General features: G+C 67.8%; 21 protein-coding genes. 11 read left to right on the top strand and 10 right to left on the bottom strand.

The genetic code is table 11. From position 1 onward, the window contains the following. Positions 1-62: 62 nt before the first annotated feature. Both BLT27_RS09855 and ppc read right to left on the bottom strand, forming a co-directional pair. The gene (locus BLT27_RS09855) at positions 63-254 is read right to left on the bottom strand and encodes a DUF7576 family protein (RefSeq protein ID WP_089733362.1); all 192 of its coding nucleotides are present in this window, start codon (positions 252-254) and stop codon (positions 63-65) included. Positions 255-348: 94 nt separating this feature from the next. After that, positions 349-3084, bottom strand: coding sequence for a phosphoenolpyruvate carboxylase (gene ppc / locus BLT27_RS09850; protein WP_089733360.1), 2736 nt, complete (start codon positions 3082-3084; stop codon positions 349-351). A 213-nt stretch (positions 3085-3297) separates the two neighbouring features. Here ppc and BLT27_RS09845 point away from each other — a divergent pair, with 213 nt between their 5' ends. Continuing rightward, positions 3298-5730 (top strand): hypothetical protein, encoded by a 2433-nt coding sequence (locus tag BLT27_RS09845; protein ID WP_089733358.1) that lies wholly within the window; start codon positions 3298-3300, stop codon positions 5728-5730. Between the two features lie 18 nt (positions 5731-5748). Here BLT27_RS09845 and BLT27_RS09840 read toward each other — a convergent pair whose 3' ends face one another. From BLT27_RS09840 to BLT27_RS09820, 5 genes are all read right to left on the bottom strand, one after another. After that, complete coding sequence (locus BLT27_RS09840; RefSeq protein WP_139172293.1) at positions 5749-7032, bottom strand: hypothetical protein; 1284 nt, start codon at positions 7030-7032, stop codon at positions 5749-5751. 86 nt (positions 7033-7118) lie between these two features. Beyond that, on the bottom strand, positions 7119-7439 hold the full coding sequence (locus BLT27_RS09835; protein WP_089733355.1) for a transcription factor S: 321 nt from the start codon (positions 7437-7439) through the stop codon (positions 7119-7121). Between the two features lie 2 nt (positions 7440-7441). Beyond that, entirely contained in the window at positions 7442-8044 is a 603-nt protein-coding gene (locus BLT27_RS09830; RefSeq protein WP_089733353.1) for a DUF8135 domain-containing protein, read from the bottom strand. After that, entirely contained in the window at positions 8041-8925 is an 885-nt protein-coding gene (locus tag BLT27_RS09825) for a coiled-coil domain-containing protein (RefSeq protein WP_089733351.1), read from the bottom strand. The genes BLT27_RS09830 and BLT27_RS09825 overlap by 4 nt, the downstream gene beginning before the upstream one ends. 57 nt (positions 8926-8982) lie before the next feature. Next, positions 8983-9816 (bottom strand): RAD55 family ATPase, encoded by an 834-nt coding sequence (locus BLT27_RS09820; RefSeq protein ID WP_089733349.1) that lies wholly within the window; start codon positions 9814-9816, stop codon positions 8983-8985. Between the two features lie 311 nt (positions 9817-10127). Between BLT27_RS09820 and BLT27_RS09815 the strand changes: the two genes are divergently transcribed. From BLT27_RS09815 to BLT27_RS09790, 6 genes are all read left to right on the top strand, one after another. Continuing rightward, positions 10128-10901, top strand: coding sequence for a Nif3-like dinuclear metal center hexameric protein (locus tag BLT27_RS09815; protein WP_089733347.1), 774 nt, complete (start codon positions 10128-10130; stop codon positions 10899-10901). Positions 10902-10964: 63 nt separating this feature from the next. Continuing rightward, a complete protein-coding gene (locus BLT27_RS09810) occupies positions 10965-11477 on the top strand; it encodes a DUF7978 family protein (protein ID WP_089733345.1) in 513 nt (170 codons plus the stop codon). Between the two features lie 42 nt (positions 11478-11519). Beyond that, the gene (locus tag BLT27_RS09805) at positions 11520-11969 is read left to right on the top strand and encodes a universal stress protein (protein WP_089733343.1); all 450 of its coding nucleotides are present in this window, start codon (positions 11520-11522) and stop codon (positions 11967-11969) included. Positions 11970-12383: 414 nt separating this feature from the next. Next, positions 12384-13028 (top strand): helix-turn-helix domain-containing protein, encoded by a 645-nt coding sequence (locus BLT27_RS09800; RefSeq protein ID WP_089733341.1) that lies wholly within the window; start codon positions 12384-12386, stop codon positions 13026-13028. 117 nt (positions 13029-13145) lie between these two features. Then, positions 13146-14735, top strand: coding sequence for an oleate hydratase (locus BLT27_RS09795; RefSeq protein WP_089733339.1), 1590 nt, complete (start codon positions 13146-13148; stop codon positions 14733-14735). Positions 14736-14844: 109 nt separating this feature from the next. Continuing rightward, positions 14845-15273: a hypothetical protein gene (locus BLT27_RS09790; RefSeq protein WP_089733338.1), complete on the top strand. Its 429-nt coding sequence runs from the start codon at positions 14845-14847 to the stop codon at positions 15271-15273. Here BLT27_RS09790 and BLT27_RS09785 read toward each other — a convergent pair whose 3' ends face one another. Further along, positions 15274-16158, bottom strand: a complete 885-nt coding sequence (locus tag BLT27_RS09785; RefSeq protein WP_089733336.1) for an NAD(P)H-binding protein — start codon at positions 16156-16158, stop codon at positions 15274-15276. 233 nt (positions 16159-16391) lie between these two features. Here BLT27_RS09785 and BLT27_RS09780 point away from each other — a divergent pair, with 233 nt between their 5' ends. The 3 genes from BLT27_RS09780 to BLT27_RS09770 all read left to right on the top strand — a co-directional run bounded on the left by BLT27_RS09780 (position 16392) and on the right by BLT27_RS09770 (position 18527). After that, positions 16392-16619: a hypothetical protein gene (locus BLT27_RS09780; protein WP_089733334.1), complete on the top strand. Its 228-nt coding sequence runs from the start codon at positions 16392-16394 to the stop codon at positions 16617-16619. A gap of 59 nt (positions 16620-16678) precedes the next feature. After that, positions 16679-16924, top strand: a complete 246-nt coding sequence (locus tag BLT27_RS09775) for a hypothetical protein (RefSeq protein WP_089733332.1) — start codon at positions 16679-16681, stop codon at positions 16922-16924. 274 nt (positions 16925-17198) lie between these two features. Then, on the top strand, positions 17199-18527 hold the full coding sequence (locus BLT27_RS09770; protein ID WP_089733331.1) for a S8 family serine peptidase: 1329 nt from the start codon (positions 17199-17201) through the stop codon (positions 18525-18527). A 15-nt stretch (positions 18528-18542) separates the two neighbouring features. Here BLT27_RS09770 and BLT27_RS09765 read toward each other — a convergent pair whose 3' ends face one another. Beyond that, positions 18543-19250 carry a glycosyltransferase family 2 protein gene (locus BLT27_RS09765; RefSeq protein WP_089733329.1) on the bottom strand — a complete coding sequence of 236 codons (708 nt, stop codon included), beginning with the start codon at positions 19248-19250 and terminating at the stop codon, positions 18543-18545. 219 nt (positions 19251-19469) lie between these two features. Here BLT27_RS09765 and BLT27_RS09760 point away from each other — a divergent pair, with 219 nt between their 5' ends. Next, positions 19470-20315, top strand: coding sequence for a bacteriorhodopsin (locus BLT27_RS09760; protein ID WP_089733501.1), 846 nt, complete (start codon positions 19470-19472; stop codon positions 20313-20315). Here the strand turns inward: BLT27_RS09760 and BLT27_RS19095 are convergent. After that, entirely contained in the window at positions 20298-21404 is a 1107-nt protein-coding gene (locus tag BLT27_RS19095) for a type IV pilin domain-containing protein (RefSeq protein ID WP_139172291.1), read from the bottom strand. The genes BLT27_RS09760 and BLT27_RS19095 overlap by 18 nt on opposite strands. Positions 21405-21489: the final 85 nt, after the last annotated feature.

Raw genomic sequence — 21489 nt, 5'->3', positions numbered from 1 at the left:
GCTTCCGAACGTGGCGAGGTGGTGCAGTGCGGAGGCCGCAGCGCACGGCCCGAGTCGGCGGGCTACTCCCGTCGCTCCCGCCAGCGGTCGCGACAGCTCCGGCCGCAGAACGAGCGTATCTCGACGGTCCCATCGTCTGTCGTGGTGGTCGCGGCTGGATGCCACTCGTCCGTCTCGACGGGGACACCGCACGTGGCGCACGTCGCCTCGGCGCTCTCGGTCGACGTGTCTGGGTCTGGCTCGACTGCAGTCATTCTCCCTTCGGGTGCCGGCTAGAACACGAACCAACCTAAGGATGCGCCCAACGCACTCTGGTTCCCGCCGGGAGTCCTACAAGGATAGGCTGTCTCAGCCGGTGTTCTGCATCCCCGCCGCGATGCCCTTGACCGTCAGCCGGAGCGTCCGTTCCTCGGCCTCGGTCCGGTGGCTCTGCTCGAGCAGTCGCGTCTGGAGCAGGTTCAACGGGTCCACGTACGGGTTGCGCCGCCGGAGGCTCTCGCCGTACCAGTCACGGGCGTACAGCGTCTCCCGGTCGGTGATGGTAGTCACGAGGTCGGTGGCGCGCTCGTACTCGTCGGTGACGCGCGGGAAGAACCGCTTGCGGAGCGCCGGCTCTGCGAGCTCGGCGTAGTAGGTCGTGATCTCGAGGTCCGTCCGGGCGAGCGAGAGCGCGGCGTTGTCGAGCGTCGACCGGAAGAACGGCCACGAGTCGTACATCTCCTGGAGCGTCTCCACGTCGCCACCGTCGTCGAGGTAGGCGTCGATGCCGGTCGCCAGCGCGTACCAGCCCGGGAGGATGCAACGGGACTGCGTCCACGAGAACACCCAGGGGATGGCCCGGAGGTCCTCGACGCTGCGGTCGCCCGAGCGCGAGGCCGGCCGCGAGCCGAGGTTCAGGTCCTCGATGACGGTGATGGGCGTCGCCTGCTCGAAGTACGCGACGAACCCCTCCGTCTCGAGCAGGTCCCGGTACTCGTCGCGTGCGGCGTCGGCCATCGTCGTCATCGCGTCGAGCCACTCGTCGGATACCGACTCCTCGGGCATCTCGATGGCGTTCCGGCGGGCCCTGAGCTGCGCGTTGAGCATCTGGGAGATCTCGCGTTCGGCGACCCGCGGGTTGGCGTACTTCTCGGCGATCGCCTCGCCCTGCTCTGTGAACTTCACCTGGCCCGTCACCGTGCGGTTCGGGAGCGCGAGCAGCGCCTCGTGCATCGGCCCGCCACCGCGCGAGATAGAGCCGCCGCGCCCGTGGAACAGCCGCAGCGTCACGTCGAACTCGTCGCAGACGTCGGCGAGGTGCCGCTGGTTCTCGTACAGCGACCAGTTCGCCGCGAGGAAGCCGTTCTCCTTGTTCGAGTCGGAGTAGCCCAGCATGATCTCCTGCGTTCCGAGTGACGAGTCACTCGACGTCCCACTCGCTTCGCTCGGCGGACTCCCTCCCCGGGCCTCGAGTGCGCTCGCGTAGGCCTCGTTCTCGAACAGCGTGCCCATGATGCGCCGCGCCCCCGAGAGCGCGCTCTCGGTCTCTAGCAGGGGGACGACGTCGAGCCCGCAGTAGCCAGGAAGCTCGACGACGCCGGCCTGGTCCGCGAGGAACAGCACCTCGAGCACGTGGCTCGGCTCCTCGGTCATCGAGATGGCGTAGGTGTCGATGGCCTGCACGCCGAACTCGTCGTGCCAGTCCGCGAGGTGGTCGAACCGCCGGAGAACGCGGCCCGCCGTCTCCGAGAGCCCCTCGGTGTCGGCCACGTCCACGATGGGCTCGTCCTGCAGGATGGCCGCTGTTAGCGTCTCGACGCGCTCGTCCTCGTCGAAGGCCTCGTAGTCGATACCCTCGCGGGCGAGAGCTTCGCCGACAGCCTCGGTGTGGTTCTCCTGGTGGTCGCGCAGGTCGAGGCTGGCCAGCGAGAACCCGAACGTCGTGACCTGCCGCCGCGCGGGCTCGACGTGGGCGTCGACGATCGACTCGCCGCCGTTCTTGCGCAGGCTCTCCGCGAGCACGGACAGGTCATCCGCCAGCTCCGCCGCGTCGCCGTAGCCGCCCGGCCGGACGTCGTCCACGCGGTCGAGGCGTTCGCGCATCAGCTTCAGCTTCTGGCGGTACGGCTCGCTCGGGTAGCGCGCCTCGGCCTCGTCGACCACGCCGGGGAGCCGGTCGCGGTCCGCGGCCAGCGACGCCTCGAACTGCTCGCCGACGTCGAGACGGGCGGCGTCCTGGCTCAGGACACCGGACAGCGCCTTCAGCCGGTCGCGGTAGCGCTCGAGGACGACCCGTCGCTGGCGCGAGAGCGTCTCGGTCGTCACCTCCGGTGTCACGAACGGGTTGCCGTCGCGGTCGCTACCCGCCCACGACCGGAACTCGAACAGCTTGCCGACGTCGAGGTCCTCGAACGACTCGCCGAGGGCCTCCTCCAGGTCCGCGTACACGTCGGCGGTCACGTCGAACAGCGTGTTCTCGAGGTACCACTGGACGTTCCGCGCCTCGTCGGTCGGGTGTGGCTGGCGGTCCCGGACCTGCGGCGTCTGCCAGAGGCTCGTCACCTCGGCCTCGAGGGCGCCCTCGATCCGCTCCCGCTCGCCGTCGGTGAGTCGCTGCTCGTCGAGGCTCTCGATGTGGTTCGCGACCGAGCGCAGCTTCGCCTTCACCGTCTTCCGGCGCGCCTCGGTCGGGTGGGCGGTGAACGTCGGCTCGACGAGCACGTCGTCGAGCACCTGCTGGACCGTCTCCGGGTCGTCCGCGGCGAGGTCCGCGACGGCCTCGCGGACGCCGTCGGCGAGCGTGCCGTCCTGCTCGCCGCGCCGGACCGACCGGACGCGCTCGCGCTCCTCGGCGAGGTTGATGAGTTCGAAGTACGTCGTGAACGCCCGTGCGACCACGCTCGACAGCTCCGGCGTCAGTCCTTCGAGTTCGGCCGCGAGTCCCTCCCGGTCGTCCTCGGTTCCGCGTCGGTAGTCGATGGCTGCGGTCCTGACGGACTCGACCGTCTCGAACGCCCCCGTGGAGGACTGGGCTTCGAGCACGTCACCCAGGAGCGCGCCGAGCTCCCGGACGTCCTGCCGAACGTCCCTGTCGTGCAAGCTCATGGCACGGTGTACGGTAGCGAGCGGTATAACGGCCCGCGACCGTGGACAAATTTGCCACTCGGTTGCGAGTAAAGGGTTGCGGATATCGGTGCTATCTCGTCGCCGCTGCTGCGATCACAGTTGCGAATCCGACGCCACTCACCAGGTTCCCCAGTAATACCGAGTTCCTTGGTGGAAAATTTTAACCAACATCGGCTAATTTTCCACAGTAGTATGAAGAACGGAACGATGTACCCCGAGCGCCCGCCCGATAACCGGGGACCGATAACCGTGGACGACGTTACGCCGGAGCGGATCAACGGGCCTCGCGCCGACCAGCTCGTGGACCGGCTCCGCGGCTCGCGAACCTTCCAGACTGTCGTCGACGGCCTCGAAGACGACGGTATGACCGTCGACGAGTCCGCCAGCGTGTCCCGGCTCCGCAGTCGGCGCGGCGAGCGTCTGGGCCACCGGCTCCACGTCGGGACGACCCCGGTCCGTGCCGGGCCGCTCGTCGCCACGTTCGACGGTGGTCGCGAACCCGTCGTCTCCGTCGCAGTCGTCGACGAGGACGGTGACGGAAAGACGGTGTACCGCGCCGACGCGGGAACGCTCGACGCGGCCGGGCCTGACCTCCAGACCCACCAGGTCGCGGCCGCCGACAGCCCCGAGGTCGATGTCGTCGTCGAGATGGACGACGACACCCGGCCGCGTGTCGGCGGGACCGTCACCCTGACCGCCGAGAACTCCGCGGCGTACGGGGACGACCCCACGCTCGCCATCTACCAGTACGAGTGGGACCTCGACGACGACGGGACGTTCGAGTACGCACCCGACCCCGGCGGGGCCCTCAGGGGCGCGACCGTCGAGGTCCCACACGACAGCGGGGGCTTCACCGAAGCTGGCGAGCACACCGTCAACGTCCGCGTCACGACCACGACCGGTGAGACCGCGGTCGGCACGTTCACCTTCGAGGTGCTCCCCGAGGACACACCAGTCGCGAACATCAGCATCCCGTCCCAGTCCGAAATCGAGGAGCTTCTGGAGTACCTCGAGAACGTCCCGGACAGCGAGCTGCTGCCCGACAGCTACACCCAGGCAGGGCTCCACTGGTTCTCCGCTGCGGAGACGGAACACGCCGATAGCGTCACCGAGTTCCGCTGGGACTTCGCACCGGACGCCGACGCCAGCGGCAAACGCCACGGGAGCGCACAGGACTCCCAGCTCGTGGCCGAGAGCGTCGGCCCGTACCCGTACATGTACGAGGTCGAGGGCGACTACACCGTGACGCTCGAGGCCGTCGGCGAGACGTACACCAGCGTCGACACGCGGCAGATCACGGTCGAGGACACCGGGCTGGCCCAGCTGCACGTCGAGGTCGAGCACTTCGTCGAACGCCAGCCCGTGCAGTACCACGAGTGCCCCGGCGAGGACATCTACGTCACCGCCACCGACGCCGAGCGATACACCCCTGACGGCCCCGTTTTGTACGACGGACCGTACCAGTGGTCGGTCAACGGCGTCGACCGCGAGACCAACACGTCTGGGGACCTCTGTATCGTGCCACCGGACGGCGTCCAGAAGACGGTCTCGGTCCAGATCGGGAACGACGAGCACTCCGCATCGGACACGCTTTCGCTCGGCGGCGAGCCGGGCGAGCTCGACCTGCAGCTCGCGGTGGTCGACGAATCGTCCACCCCATCGCGGTACCGTACCTGCCCCGGCGGGGACTCCGTCATGGTCTCCGCGACGGGCTACATCTACACCGGCGAAGGGGCGGAGACGTACACCGGGTCGGTCACCTGGACGGTCGCGGGGAACGTCGAGACGACCGACGTCCATCACTACTGCGTCTCCCAGGACGGTCGCTCCGACCGCGAGGTGACCGCCGAGATCGCCCACGAGGGACAGACGGCCTCGGCCACAATCACGATCGGGGCGGACGAGGAGGCCGGCTCCGGCGAGGTCGTCGCCAAGATAGAACGGCAGCTCGACGCCCAGGAGCTCGAAAGCGGGCTCGGCTCGTCGGTGAACACCGACGACGGTGCCACCATCGCCGCCACCGGGACAGGGATGGCGTATCCAGGCGGTGCCCAGTACGTTCCCCCGAACGAGGAGGTGACGTTCACCGCCGAACGCTCCTGGGTCATGGGCAACGGTGAGGTGAGCGGCTACGAGTGGTACCTGCTCCGCGCGCTCAACCCGAAGGGGCCCAGCGTCGGCAACACGGAGGTTGTCGACCACCAGACAGGGCCCGAGTTCACCTACGAGTTCCTGCCGCCGAACACCGACGTCAGCGTCTCCGATGAGTACCGCACGTACCAGACGCGGAACGCCGACTTCACGACGGCCGGGTCGTACCTGCTGTTCCTCCGCGTGCGGACCACCCGGGGGAACGGGGACGTCGTGACCGGCATCCTCTCGCACGACCCGGGCCAGGACGGTGTCGAGAACGCGTCCGTCCAGGCACCGCCGCACGTCGGGACGTACGACCTGGTGACCGTGGCCGACAGCCCGAACGCCGACGTCGTACTCCGACCCGACGACGGCCGGCTGGTCGACCGGGCAGGGGCGGCGGTCGACGCCTCGGTCTGGGCGACCTACCGGCTCCACGACGATGCACACGCGGGACGGTCGACGCTCGCCGTCCCGCTCGACGAGGTGTAGACCGGGCGGGCGGGGTGCTCAGTACCAGTTGAATCCCGGCTCGACGTTCGAGGCGAGGTAGAGACAGCGGTTCTCGTTCACGTCGCCATCGTCCTCGACGAGACAGTACGGCTCGAGCCCGAACTCGTCGCGCATCTCGTCGAGCTCGCTGTCGCTGGCATTCGCCGGGTTCGGCAGCGTCGGCAGGTAGATCCGGACCGTATTGTCGACGAGATCCGTGTACCGATGGTACAGCGAGAGGTCGCTGTCGTTCTGCCCGTTTCGGGCCCTTCTGATACCCTTTTCAGCCTCGTAGATGTTCACGATATCGTCGCTCACCGCCTCGCTCCTGACGTCGACGATGCCGGCGTTGTACGTTGCCCGGTCGCGCGGGGCGACATCGACACTGAAGACACGCGAGTGGGCGGCCCGGTCCACGGGGTCGTCGGCGTAGAACCAGGCCGTGTGATCGCGTTCGGCCCACTTCGGAACCTCCTGGGGCCCCCACTGCTCGTCGAACAGTGCGTTCAGCCCCTTCGCGGTGAGTTCGAGGACCGTGATCGGTGTCGCCAGCTTTCCAGCGAGTTCCATAATAACCGCCTTCAGCACGTCGAACCCAAACATCACGTCGTCCTCGTCGATGCGGATACCAGCAATCCTCGTCGCCCACTCGTCGATGTGGTCCTGTCCCTGTCGTGGGTGGGCGACCGCGTACGGTGCGTCCTCGTCGGACGCGCTCGCGACGATGGTCGTCTCGTTGGCCCGCCGCCCCTGAATGTTGGGCTGGCCGACGGTGACTCCGTGGGCCGCAATCGGTGCTGGGCCGGACGCCTCATCCCTGCTCGTCACCTGCGGATAGCTGTCCTGACCGTACCCGTAGCTGTCCGCAATCCCGTTGACCTGGAACGTGTACCGCCACCGTCCGAGCCATGGAATCCACATCACGGACAGGATGGAGACGTTCGTGAAGAGATCGATCTTGTGCCCGGGCTGTGTGTGTACGTCGCCCACGTGAGCCGTCCAGTTCGACCGTGCACCGACGTCGCCCGGCGACCGCTGGCTCGTCCCCGGGAACCCCGGGGTCGCGGTATTGTATCGCTGGTACGTGTCGACCGGACAGTTCCCGATGAGCCGGGCGTCCGCGACCGAGGTCGCCGCCGTCGACCAGACGAGGCTTCCGTCGGTCGTCGTCGACCGACCACGTTCGGCCCCCGCGAGCTCGCTCGCGGTCAGACCAGTCGCCCCGGTCATACCGAGTAGCTGGAGGACGCGCCGCCGCGAGAGACTCGTCGAGACGGCGGCCCCCGTTTCGTTTACTCCCATCGGAGCAATAGTTCTGTCCGAATCGTTTTAATTTTACTCCTATTCACTCCGTCAAATCCGTGTTCAGTCGAATCACTGGCGACGACTCAGTTGTAGCCCCGCCACTTCTTCCCGCACTCCGTGCACTTGAAGAAGCGCGTGGGCGGCTCGTCGGCGGAGGCCGTCTGCTGGATGTAGTACCAGGCCTCCTCGGTACCACAGTCGTCACAGCGAACGTCTGTCGCGGTGGGTTTCCCCTCGAACTCCGCGTTCTCCTCGGTCTCGATGACCTCGCTGTCTGTCTGTGACTCCGTGCTGACGAACTCGCTCTCGTCGCCGCCGCGGGCCTCGCTCGCGCCGCAGCTCGAACAGACCCACTCCTCGCCCTGTGCCTTCATCATCGAACCGCAGTCGTCGCAGAACTGCATCGTTATCGTGTGCGTTCGAGGCGCTCGTCCTCAAGTATCTTCGGACAGTCGACGACCTCGAACTCGTCCATGCTCGCCTCGCTCTTGATGGTCGTCCCCTCGTTCGTGCAGCCGACCGCCGGCGGGTCGGTGAAGTACTCGCAGCGCTGGCAGTACTTGCTCTTGGAGATGACCCGGACCTCCGGCACGTCGGGCTCTGGCTCGGCAGTCGACTCGTCCGTCGACACCTGCTCCCAGAGCGCCTCGCTGTCCACGTCGCCGACGTCGACGGACTCGAACAGGTCGTCGTCCGGCTCGGCGTCGCGGTCCTCGCGGCGGCGCTCGAACTCGTCGGCCATCTCGCCGAGCGGGCCGGCAGTTTCACCCTCCAGCTCCGGGGGCGATTCACCGTCCGGCCCGGTGACCTCGTGGGACACGTCCCGGAGGTTCGGCGCGTCCCCGTCGGGGCCACCGCTCTCGCTCGGGGCGGTGTCCGCCTCGCCCTGGGTCGTTTCGTCCGCAGTCTCGGCGGCCTCGCCGTCGTCGGACGCCGCCTCGTCCGGCGGCACCGACTGCGTGTCCCCCATCTCGTCGACGAGGTCGTCGAGCGGGTCGTCGTCTGTCATTCTCTCCCCTCGATGTCGGGTGCGGAGCGGTCGTCCTCCTCGAAGAACGCCTCGTCGAGGTCCTCGTCGAGGTCGGGCTCGGCGCCCTCGGGCAGCGCCGGCGCATCACCCGTGAGCAGCCGGTTCGACCCGAACGGCCCGAACGAGTCGCTGGCCTGGATGTCGGTGAAGGTGCTCGCACAGTGCGGGCAGGCCGCCTCGGTCAGTAGCCCGATACGGACCGTCGAGGAGCACTCCTCGCACTTCGCGCGCTCGATGCCCTCGCGGTTGGCCGCGAGCCGGAGCGTGTCGACCGACGACCGGCGTGCCTCCGCCGCCGAGAGCCGCACCACCTCCTCGCGCAGGTCGACGGTCAGGCGCGCCAGCTTCGTCAGCTTCGTCTCGAGGTCGTCGGTCGTGTCGCTCAGGTACCGGAGGATGGTCTCGTAGTTGTCGAAGCCCGCGTCGAGCTCCGACGAGAGCTCCTCGACCGAGTCGTCGAGGTCGTCGAGGTCCCCTCGAACACCCTCGAGCCCCTCGACCGTCGTCGCGAGCTCGTCCAGTCGAGCGCGCAGCTCGTCGTGGGTGTGGTCCGCGGCCGCTTTCCGGTCTGTCTCGCGTTTGACCTGGACGACGCGCTCGCGAACATCCTGAATCAGCTCGGTGTACTCCTCGCGCTGTGTCTCGAGCCGTTCGTCCAACTCCTCCTCTCGGTCCTCCAGCAGCGTGTCGAGGTCGTACGACTCTCCCTCGTTCGCCGCCGAGACCGTCCGGTAGGCGGACAGGAGCTGCTCCAGCAACGCCTCCGGAGGGACGCCCTGCTCGCTCGCCTCGTCGTGCAGCCACTCCCCCAGTTCCGGTGGTAGCTGCACGGATAGGTCGACGTGCTCCTCGCTCGCCATTCGTGCGCAGTTCGGCTGGGAAACGCTTAAGGCTTGTTGCAGGTCACGCCACGGCCCTCAACGGATTTTCCGCACGTCGCTGATATCGAAGCCCCCGTCGTGGATCTCCGTCTCGAACTGGATGATGTTCTCGTCCTCCAGCCGGGAGAGCACCCCCCGGAACTGCTTGACGACGAGGGTCCGCGCTCGCTCCGAGCCACCTGACTCCCACTCGAACAGGAGTGTGCCGTCCGTCGCGTCCATCAGCCGGCCCAGGTGCTCCTCCGGCAGCGCCTCCGTGTTCACGAGCAGGAGCACCAGCCCGCCCCACCGGTACGAGGCCTTCTTGAGCCCCTTCATCAGCAGTGTGATCTGGTTCCAGTCCATCTGCTCCTCGGCCGCGCTCAGCAGGTCTGTCACCGAGTCGACGACGACGAGGTTGCCCGTCCCGTTCTCGTTCAGGTACTCCCCGACGGCGTTGAGCGTCCCCCGACGGTCACGGTCGCCGAGCGAGCTGATGTTCGGCGTCGCGTCGGCGTACCACTCGCGTGGCACCTGGGACAGCTGGAAGTACTGGCTCGACAGGTCCGCGAACTCGACGTGCTCCGTCCCTGCATCCACCAGCTCGTCGTCCATCACGTACCGCATCTCCTCCAGCAGCGCGTCGCTGTCGGCGGTGAAGGAGATGTAGTGTACCTCCTCCGGGAAGCGCGCCGCGTCGTGCGCGTTCCCGTAGTACAGGTCGAACAGCTCCTGGTCCGACTCTTTCAGCCCGTTCATCGCGACGCTCGTGTAGACGAACTCCCGGGCACCGGCGCCGACCTCGCCCGCGAGCAACACGACGCTCCCGGGTGGTGCCCCGCCGCCGATCATCGAATCCAGCCGGGAGATACCCGTCGGCAACCGTTCCATACCCGACGGTCGGTCGGTGCGCAGGTAACCGTTACGGCGGCTCCCGGTCGGATGTGCTCCGAGAGACAGGTCGTGTACAGCAGACGGTGGCATCCCTGGAACCGGGCACAGCCAGCAAGCCTCGGCTGTTGTGCAATCGTTTAACCCACATCCCGCGGCCAGTGCCCGCGTGACCTGAGAGCGGCCGACGGCGGACAGCGGGTGTGCGCCACGTCGCCGTCGGGAGGCCAGTGGTGCCTGTTCGCCAGCGCGGGAGCAGCAGCTGTGGTGGGAGCGCAGGGTCTTTCTCCGCGGCGGTCCTCGCTCCGGGCATGCGACTCACCGAGTTCTGCGAGCGACTCGACGACGAGCTCCGGACGGGCGACTTCGCCGACCTCGACGCCAGCGCGAACGGGCTCCAGGTCGGCCCGGAGCGAGGGAACGTCGAGCGTGTCGCCTTCTGCACGGACGGCGTGAAACAGACGTTCGAGCGCGCGGCCGACTGGGGCGCGGACGCCGTCGTCGTCCACCACGGCATCTCATGGGGCGGCATCGAGCGCATCACCGGGCGGACGTACGGCCGGGTCGCGCCGCTGGTCGACCACGACGTGGCGCTGTACGTCTCCCATCTCCCGCTCGACTCCCATCCCGAGTTCGGGAACGCCGCCGGGCTCGCGGACCTGCTCGGCCTCGAAGCACGTGAGCCGTTCGGGGCGGTCGGCCCGGAGCACGTCGGCCAGCGCGGCCGTGCCAGCGACGCGTTCACCGTCGACGGGCTGTGCGACACACTGGCCAGCGAGCTCTCGACCGGCGGCCAGCCCGTCCGTACTATCGACTTCGGCCCCGACGAGATCCGCGACATCGCGATCGCCACCGGCGACGGCTCGGACTACGTCCCCGAGGCCGGCGCGAAGGACGTCGACGCACTCGTCATGGGCGAGGGCAAGCAGAAGACCTACCACGAGGCACGCGAGGCCGGCCTGAACGTGTTCCTCGCCGGGCACTACGCCACGGAGACCTTCGGCGTCCGGAACCTGCAGGACTGGGTCGACCGCTGGGACGCGGAGATAGAGACGACGTTCTTCGACGTTCCGACCGGGCTCTGAGCGGTTTCATTCAGTCCGACGGCGAACGGAACGACTAACTCGACGGCCCGGTGACACCACCGCATGAGCGACACCACGCTGGACGAGGCGACGCTCTACGCCGGGGGCGGCATCGGCCTCGTCGCCTTCCTCGCGGGCTACCTGTTGACCGGTGTCCTGTTCGTCGCCCGTACGGTGGCCGCAGGAGAAGCCATGGTCACCGACACGTTCGTCCGGACCGGCTGGCGGTTCTACGCGAGCCACGGCGTCCCCATCGTCGCCGGCGGCGCACGTGTCGGCACCGACGGTCTCGTCCCGGTCGTCGTTCCCGCGGCGGTGCTCGTCCTCGCCGGGTGGGTGCTGGTCGACCGCCGCGACCGAGTCGACGCCGAGGCGGGCGACGCCGCGGTCACCGGCGCGGCCGTCACGACCGGCTACCTGTTCGGTGCGGTCGCCTGTCGACTCGTCCTCGTGACGGCCCTCACCAGACCGTTCCCGGCGGCGCCAGCGCTCGTCGAGACTGTCCTGTACGCCGGCCTCGCGTTCCCGCTCGTCTTCGGCGGCCTCGGCGGCTACGTCGGTGCCCGGTTCGCCTGAGCCGGGGAAAGGGTATTGTCACCGGCGGCGGTAGCATCGCCCATGACCCTCCTCGTCCCCTTCGACGGCGCCGCACTGTCGACCACCGCACTCCGACGCGCCACCGAGTTCGCGACGTTCCGCGGCGAACAGCTGGTCGTCCTCACTGTCGTCCCGGACGACCCCGAGTACGCACGCGAGCGCGACTGGCTCGACCCCGAGGACACCTTCGACGTCGGCGTCATCGAGCGAAAGCTCCGCCAGCGCGTCCGCGACCTCGCCCCCGACGCCGACTTCCGCTGCGAGCTCATCGAGAACGTGGAGCCGGTCGCAAGCGAGGCGACCGACGTTGCCCGCCGCATCCGCGAGGTCGCCGGCGAGGTCGACGCCAGCGTCGTCTTCGTCGGCAGCGAGAATGCGGGGCGCGTGACGAACCCGCTCTCCAGCGTCGGCTCTCCCGTCGCCGATACTCCGCAGTACGACGTGTACATCGCCCGCCGACGCGACGAGTGAGAACGCTCTTCTCTCCGGGCGGTGTAGCGCCGGGTGGCCGATGACGACGCACCCGCTCCGAGCCGGGGTGGCTCCCGGCCGTGACGAGCCCTATGAGTGCCGAGGCCGAACTATTACCGACTCTCGGAGTGAGTCGACCACAGCCCCATAGAGCGGCGCCTGTTGGTAATCGACCAAGCTCGGCGGTGGAGAGAGTCCCAAGCGACGGCCCGCTCCCGAGGCAATGTCACTCCCGGCGTCCGGTTCGACCGTCTCGGGGAACGGCTCGGTCGGCTGTCGCGTCCTCGGTCGCAGTTCGGAGATATTTCGGGTGGGTTCCTGCGGGGGTTCGTCGAACGGATACGGCGGTTCCGGTCGGCATCGCCGAGTGGGAATCTCCAGTACGCATTTATCATTTTCGTCGGAACGACACACATGGGCATCATCTGCGAGTTCGAGTTGCAGTCAGCGGATCTGCCGCTGTGTGGAGTCGCGAGGGAACTGGACTCCAGACTGATCGTCGACACCGTCGTCTCCGGAACGACCGGGGAGCCGGCGCTCGTGTTCTCTGCGACCGACGTCGACACGGACGCGCTCGAGTCAGCGCTACTCGGCGACGACTCGGTCGTGGAGTTCGTCGCCATCGACTCGGCCATCGTCAAGTCCCGGTATCGGGCCACGTTGGAGACGGACTACGTCGAGATGTACACACAGCTCGTCGACGGGCAGACGTATCCGATGGGTGCGCTCGTGACCGAGCACGGGTGGAAGGTGAGCACGCAGTTCGCCGACAGAACAGACCTCGAAGCGTTCCGGGACGCCTGTCAGTCCAGCAGCGTCACGTTCCGCCCGCACCGGCTCTGTGAGACGGAACACGGCGGTGACGACTACGGACTCACCGTTCCACAGCGGGAAGCGCTGCTGACAGCCCACCGGCTGGGGTACTTCGCCGTCCCGCGCGCGGCGGACCTGGAGGAGCTCGCAGCGGAATTGGATGTGACTACGTCGGCGGTTTCGGAGCGCCTCCGTCGTGGGACAGAGCAGTTGATCGGACACACGATTGCTAGCACGGAACGGTAACACCGGGCGGCCCGAAGGCGACTGTTTCGATCGGATACCGCTCTTATAAACTGCTGGACGGATGTTGCTAACGGTTAGGCCTGTGGTCCACCTACCACTACACGAGGGTGACCCAGAATGACGCTCCAACAGGACCCACACGTGACTGCCCGCGAGGCACACTTCGTCGGGGGCGGCATCGCTTCGCTCGCCGGCGCAGCGTTCCTCGTGCGAGATGGGAACATGCCCGGCGAGAACATCCACGTCTACGAGAAACTGGACGTCACTGGCGGCGCGATGGACGGCGCAGGCGACCCGGATGAGGGCTACCTCATTCGGGGCGGCAGGATGTTCAACTACCCGACCTACGAGTGTACGTGGGACCTCTTCGAGACGATTCCGTCCCTCGAAGACGACTCGCGGTCGGTCAAGGACGTGATGGACGAGTTCAACGACGCGAACCCCTCGCACGCGAAGACGCGGTTGATGTACGAGGGCGAGCGACTCGACGCGTCGAACTACGGACTGACGCACCAGCACCGGCAGTCGCTCGCCAGACTGCTGCTCACGCCCGAGGCACAGCTCGGGGACACTCGCATCGAGGAGTGGTTCGACGAGTCGTTCCTGGAGACGAACTTCTGGTACGTCTGGGCGACGATCTTCGCGTTCCAGCCCTGGCACAGCGTCGCGGAAGTTCGGCGATACATGTACCGGTTCCTCCACGAGTTCCCGCAGCTACACACGATGGAGGGTGTCGACCGGACGAAGTACAACCAGTACGACTCGATGATTCTCCCGCTCAGGCGCTGGCTCGAAGACCGCGGTGTCGACTTCGAGTACGGACACGAGGTGACGGACGTGGACATCGTTCCGTCGCGGAGCGGGCGGACCGTCGAACGAATCCACTGTGAGACCGACAGCGGAACCGAGTCCGTCGACGTCGACTCGTCGGACCTCGTGTTCGTGACGAACGGGTCGATGACCGACGGGTCGTCCATCGGCGGGATGGACGAGGTTCCCGAGCTGCACGAGACCGGCGCGTCGTGGGAGCTGTGGCAGTCCATCGCCGAGGACAACCCGCAGTTCGGGAACCCGTCGGTGTTCGCGGATAACGTCACCGAGACGAAGTGGGAGTCGTTCACCGTTACCCTGCACAACACCGAGCTGTTCGACCACATCGTCGACTTCACCGAGGAGGAGCCGGGCAACGGGCTCGTCACCTACCTCGGATCGAACTGGCTGTTGTCGACGGTCGTCGCCGCGCAGCCACACTTCGAGAACCAGCCGGACGACGTGAAGGTCTTCTGGGGCTACGCCCTGTTCCCGGACCGCGAGGGGAACTACGTGGAGAAACCGATGTCCGAGTGTACCGGCCGGGAGATCCTTCAGGAGCTGTGTTACCACCTGCAGTGCGAAGACCGGCTCCCGGAGATACTCGACGACGTGACCTGCATTCCGGCGATGATGCCGTTCATCACGGCGCACTTCCAGCCACGGGAGCCCGGTGACCGGCCAGATGTCGTTCCGGACGGGTCGAACAATCTGGCGTTCCTCGGCCAGTACGCCGAACAGCCACGGGACGTCGTGTTCACCGTCGAGTACTCGGTTCGGTCGGCGATGACCGCGGTCTACGAGATGCTCGACCTCGACGAGACGGTCCCGCCGGTGACCAAACACTACCGGGACCCCGACGTCCTCGCGGACGCCGTCCGTGCCGCGCACCGGTGACTCCTCGACCGACCCACGGAGGCGACGGACGCGGTGCGGGCGGCCACGGAGCGGCCGCGTGACGACCCGCCTTGCAAACACTCAAAGTGGCGACGAACCTAGCGGGGTCGTGAGAAAGTCGCTCCTCGTCTACGACGGTAGCAACGCCCTGTTCCGGGCTGCCGCCGAGGCGGTGACCCGTCGGACGGACGACCTCGTGGCCGTTCGCTGGGACGCCGAGCCGGTGCAGGCGTTCCTGGAGGCGCAGTTCGATGCCCGACCCTTCGCGTTCATCCTGGTCGAGGGAGACTTCGTCCACGTCGGCCAGGAGACCGTCGGGCGAATCCTGCGCCGGGCTGGGGTCGCCGGCCCGCTCGTCGACAGGCTGAAACGCACCTACGCGGTCGGGGGCGCTCCGCTCGGCCGGCTGGTCCACGGGCGGACGGTGGCAGACCTCGACGGTACCTTCCCGCTGTCGGCGGGGGCCGCGGCCCACCTCGCGGCACTCCGGCAGGTCCAGGAGATACCCGTCCGGGAGGCCGGCGCCGGGGAGCCCTGATCAGCCCTCGGCGAGCGCCTGCCGGACCGCCGCCTCGACCGACGTCTGCTCGATGGGAACGACCGACTGCAGGTCCCGCTCTGGGTCGACCGTCACGGGGTTCCGCATGCTCTCGACCAGCGGCCGGGCGATGGCGTACTGGACGTCGGTCGTCAGCCGGAGCCAGTGCGAGGAGAGCGCCGGTGACATCACCGGCACCGGCACGATCAGGACGCGCTTGCCCTTCTCCCTCGCGGTCAACTTCAGCAGGGACTCGTAGGACCACACCGTCGGCGCGCCGATATCGTAGATACCGCCTCTGGTCTCGTCGACGTCGAGAACGCCGACAAGGTAGGCGACGGCGTCGTCGATGCCGATGGGCTGACACGGCGTCCGCACCCACTTCGGCACCGTCATCACTGGCAGCCGGTCGGTGAGGTCGTCGACGATGCGGAAGCTCGCGCTGCCGGCGCCGATGATGATCGCCGCACGGAGGACGGTCAGGTCGAAGCGCCCGGACTCGAGCACGGACTCGACCTCTCGGCGGGAGGCGAGGTGCGGTGAGAGGTTCCGCTCGTCGCCGCTGATACCGCTCAGGTAGACCACCCTGTCGACACCGGCCGCCGACGCCACCTCCCGGAACCGGCGGGCGTAGGTCCGGTCCAGCTCCGCGAAGTTCTCGGCCGTCAGCGAGTGAACCAGGTAGTAGGCCGCGTCGATGCCCTCACAGAGCCCGTCCAGCGACGCCGGGTCGCCGAGGTCGCCCTCGAATATCTCGACCTCGTCGGGGAACTCCGACCGACTCGCACTCCGGGAGAAGGCGACGACTTCGTGACCGGCCGAGCACAACGATTCGACGAGTCGACCGCCCACGAACCCGGTCGCGCCAACGACGAGAACACGCATTACTGGACGTACGGGCCGCTACGGCAAGGGTGTTCGGTTGCGTTCTCGTATCCGGTTGCGACTCCGGGGACGCCGAAGCGGAGGGGCCCGGCAAGCCCGACACCAACATGAACATTTATGATAGACTGGTGCGGAGGTAGGGACACGATGAGTCACGTACTCGCGGCACGCCCGGCCCGACCGACACGGAATCGCCAGCAGACGACCACCACACCACCCAGACGACGCACCACATGAGCACACGCACCGACGCCACGCCCGACGCGACCAGCACGAGCCCGCACATCGACGAGTCGACCGACTTCTCCCGACCAGAACCGACGAGCGAGTCCGAACGTGACTCGCCCTCCACCGACGTCTCCTGGACCGCCCAGTGTCAGCGGCAGTTCAGCAGCACCGACACCAGCCGCTGCCGGAACCTCGCCGACGACGAGAACGAGGCGATGCACGGCGGCATCTGAACCCGTCGAACCCATCCCCGTCGGGTCGCCACGGTTGAGCGACCTGATGTAATGGGCCCGTGTACGGCGATGATGGGGCCGTCGTGAGCATCTCCGTAGACGACCCGTCGACCGCCGGCCTGGGTCATCTGTTCGAGGACCCGGCGACCGCCGTCGAGGCCCACCTGGACGACCACGGGACCAACGTCGCGGTCGTCGCCGAGCCGTTCGCCGGTCGCGAGGTGCTGTTGGACGACGCCGAGGAGACGTTCGGCCCCGCCGCGGCCGGTGAGCCGGACCCGTCCTGCGACCGTCTCGACGAGTAGCGCGCCCACGGTGCCCGTGGCGCTCAGTCACTCCTTGGCGGTCAGGCGAACTGGGAGCACCTCGACGCCCACGAGGCGAACGTCGCGTGGCTCCGTGTCCGACGATAGAGGTCGATGTCCACCGCCGGGGTGCGGTCAAAATCCGGCCGAGAACCGCACGGCTGCCGGTTCGAAAAGTGAGGCTGCTGGCGGTTACCGCGGCGACGAATCGAACTACCGGCAGGACCAGTTTAATTAGATAAGTTTTATGGCCGACCGCTCGCCAGATAGCATCATGGTACATAGTACCAGGAGAGACGTTATCAAGGTCAGTGGGGCACTGCTCGGCGGAATCGCGGTCGGAACCACGGTCACGGCGGCGACATCGGCGGATCGGTTCATCGTCCAGACCAAGGGACGAGGACTACCGGGGGGTGTCGACGTGGTCCACGAGATGCCGGGGACGGACCTGGCCGTCGTCACCGGCGACGAGGATGTTCTGGCGTCGTCAAGCGGCGTCAAGGCCTTCGCGCCCGACATCGAACTCGAACTGAACGAGCCGGAGACGAACGCGGAGGTACCCACGTTCGACGCCTCGGACTACCAGGGACAGCCGGGTGACTTCCTGCAGTGGGACAAGGCCGACCTGAACGTGTCCGAGGCGCACGAGACGACGGAGGGTGAGGGCACGCGCGTCGCCGTCATCGACTCCGGGGTACTGGAGACCCACCCGGACCTCGCGGGGCCGTTGAACGTCGAGCTCTCGCGGAACTTCACGGACGACGGCGGCGACCACAACCCCGTCGGCGGGGGCGACCACGGCACACACGTGGCGGGCATCGTCGCGGCCGACAACGGCGGCGGCATCGGCGTGAACGGCACCGCGCCGAAGACCGACCTGGTGGACTGCCGGGTGTTCTCCGCCGAGGGCGGTGCTTCGTTCGCGGACATCCTCGCGGCGGTTGTCTACAGTGCGAACGTCGACGCCGACGTCGCGAACCTCTCACTCGGCGCGTACCCGGTTCCGCGCCAGTCGCTCGGCTCGTTCTACGGGAAGGTGCTCAACAGCACCATGACCTACGCGAACAAGGAGGGCACGCTGCTCGTCATCGCGGCCGGCAACGACAGCGCCGACCTCCAGCACGACGGGAACCTCATCAGCCTGCCCAACGAGGGGGCACAGGCGCTCTCCGTGGCGGCCACCGGACCAATCGGCTACGGGTGGAACGCCGAGGACGAGTCGCCGCCCGAGAGCCCGGCGTTCTACACGAACTACGGGACGAACGCCATCACGCTCGGCGCGCCGGGCGGCGACGCAGATCTCGACGCCATCGGGACCGGCGTCCCCTGGTCCAACGACCTCGTGTTCAACACGGTGTTCTCGTACGAGGACACCGACGGTGACGGTGAGCCGGACACCCAGGTGCCCGGCTACGGCTGGAAGGCCGGCACCTCGATGGCCGCACCGAACGTCGCCGGCGCGGCCGCGCTGGTCAAGAGCGCGAACCCAGACTACAACGCCAACCAGGTCGAGTCGGCGCTCAAGCGGGCCGCCGACGTCCCGTCGGGCTACGACAAGACGTACTACGGCAGCGGCTACCTGAACATCGTCGACGCGCTGTAAGCAGGAGGCGGTAACTCACGATCGGGTCGCACTCACATCTTCGTTCTCGCCGGAGCCGTACCAGCTCCGGAGCCGCCCGACGTCGAGCTTGACGTAGTGGTACAGCGTGCCCGTGAGTCCCGACTCCGCGACGCGACGGGGGGAGGTCTCGACGAGGGCGTCGGGGTGGTACGCGACATCGCCGTGGGCGGAGAGGCGGCGGCTGAACGCGGTGTCCTCGTTGGGGACGTTCGGGAAGCCACCGGCCTCGGCGTACGTCTCCGTGTCGACGAAGAAGTTGAAGCCTGGGAGGACGGGTCGCGAGAGGTGCGGGAACACCCGGTTGATGGTGCCCCGGACGAAACTCGCGCGGACGCCCGGCATCCGACAGCGCGACGAGGCCGCGACGAGGTCGTGCTCGCGGGCGAAGCCGAGCAGTTCGTCGAGCCAGTCGGGGTCGACCGTCGTGTCGGCGTCGACGAACGCCAGCCAGTCGCCGCTGGCGACCCGTGCTCCCCGGTGCCGGCCGGCGCCGATGCCGGTCCCCCGCCCCGGTACGACCTGTACGCCGTGGTCTCGGGCGATGGTGGCGGTCCCGTCCCGACTGTCGCCGTCGACGACGAGTATCTCGTAGGTGTGGTCGGTGTCGACGGCGATGATGCTGTCGAGGCAGTCGCCGATGTAGTCGGCCTCGTTCCGTGCCGGGACGACGACGCTGACGGTCGGGTCATCGGCTCGCCGCATAGTCGAGGGCTCCGTTGGCCGGCAGGTCGACCGGCAGCGTCAAATATCTCACCGTTCCTGTCGCGCGAGTGTCTCCGGAGCGGGTGGACCGGGGCAACACCTCGCGGACACAACTGGTCAGGTTCCCTATTTTTAGGTCGGTGCATGGTACCATGGGGTATGGCTGCGGCGGTGTCGACGACGACACGTCCGGCCACAGCACACCACATGGACACGACAATGATCGAACCAGCAACCGCGGAGATACCGACCGCCGCACAGACTGTACTCGAACTCCAGACGCAGGGGGACGCACTGACCGAGATACAGAACAACGACCTGCTCTACTCGTCGTTCTGGGCGAACATCGCCCTGGCCGGCGTGGCGATACTACTGTTCGTCTACATGGGCCGTGACGTCGAGGACTCGCGCGCGAAGCTCATCTGGGTCGCGACGCTACTCGTGCCGCTCGTCTCGATCTCGTCGTACATCGGGCTGGCGTCGGGCCTGACCGTCGGCTTCCTCGAGATGCCGTCGGGGCACGCTCTGGCGGGCGAGGGACAGATACTCTCGCCCTGGGGCCGCTACCTCACCTGGACGTTCTCGACACCCGCCATCCTGGCGGCGCTGGGGCTCCTCGCCGGCACCGACTTCACGAAGCTGTTCACGGCCATCACGATGGACATCGCGATGTGCATCACCGGGCTGGCGGCCGCGCTGACGAACTCCTCTGTGCTGTACCGCTGGCTGTTCTACGGCGTCAGCTGTGCGTTCTTCCTCGCGGTCGTCTACGTCCTGCTGTTCGAGTGGCCGGACGACGCGCGCGCCGCGGGCACCGACGAGATATTCGGCACCCTGAAGAATCTCACCGTCGTGCTCTGGTTCGGCTACCCGGTCCTCTGGGCGCTCGGCTCGGAGGGGCTGGCAATCCTGAGCGTGGGTGCCACCTCGTGGGGCTACTCGGGGCTCGACATCCTCGCGAAGTACGTGTTCGCGTTCCTCCTGCTCCGGTGGGTCGCGAACAACGAGTCCGTCGTCGCGAGCAACCAGGCCGTCATCGGCGGTGGGTCATCGGCGGACGACTGAGGCCAGCGGACCGTCGACCGGAGCCAGCGAGTAGTCGCTCTCGTCCTCCGGGGAGTACGGTCCACACCCGACGCCGTCGACCGTGCTTCCGCTGCACGAGAACGACCCGTCGAGGTACACCTCGACCGTGACCGTCGCGCTCGTCAGGCTCACGTCGCCGGGGCTGACGACCGCTCCCTCGACGGTCGAGTCGCTCACGACGACGTTGTCCCCGACGACGTCCGCAGTGACGGTGGTGCCGGTGTCGATGGTCACGTCGCCGTCGGCGTCGATGGGACCCCCGACGCTGGTGTCGGTAAGGTCCACGTAGGTGTTGCTGTCGATGCCGCCGCCGACCTCGGAGTCGGTGAAGTCCACGCTGTTGCCGACGACCGAGCCCTCGACGACCGAGCCCGTGTCGCCGGTCACCTGGGTGGTGGCGGTCAGGTCGCCGCCGACGGTCGTGTTCGTGAGGTCCGCGTCACCCCCGCTGTCCACGTCCCCGGTGATGGTCCCGTTCGTCGCGTCGAGCTGCGCTGCGTCGACGTCGCCGAGGACCGCACCACCCGAGACGATGTCCACGTCGCCGGCCGTGGTCACGTCACAGTCGACGACGACGTCGACGGTGACGTCGCCCGTGCCACCGGCGGTCTCGTTCTGCACCCACGGACAGCCGACCTCCGGCTGGAGCCGCGACGGGACGGGGTCGGCGTCGAACGACGCGAGCTCGTAGCTCTCGTCGCTCTCCGGGCTGTGCCAGTACACCGTCACGGCCTCGTCGACCGGGTAGACCGACACCGGGTCGCCGAGCGTCAGCGTCTCGTTCTGCAACACGTCGGGGTCGGCGATCCCCTCGACGACGACCCGACCCTCGCCGTCTCCGAGCGTCTCGCCGCCCCTGAGGACGAGCTCGGAGCCGGCGGCTCCCTCGCTGGGCTGGAGGTCGAGGGAGGCCTGGGGGGCCGGCGGGGTGTCGTCGGCGAACCCACCCGCGATGAAGAACGTGAGCGCGGCAAGCATGACAGCGATGGCCACGAGGAGAATGCTCCCGACGACCGGGGAGACCGCACGCTGGCGTCGCTCGGTACCGATGCGACGAGTTGAGAGCACGCCGGCCGCTTGCCACGCCTCACGGGAGAGGTTTGTGGCAGCCCGACCCCGATGGGTGGCTCCTATCGGCCCACCGGCAGGAGCG

This window comes from Haloarchaeobius iranensis (assembly GCF_900103505.1).
In the GTDB taxonomy this organism is placed as follows: Archaea; Halobacteriota; Halobacteria; order Halobacteriales; family Natrialbaceae; genus Haloarchaeobius; species Haloarchaeobius iranensis.
The sequence above is the reverse complement of the archived record's forward strand: the minus strand, read 5'-3'. Positions and strand labels throughout refer to the sequence as shown.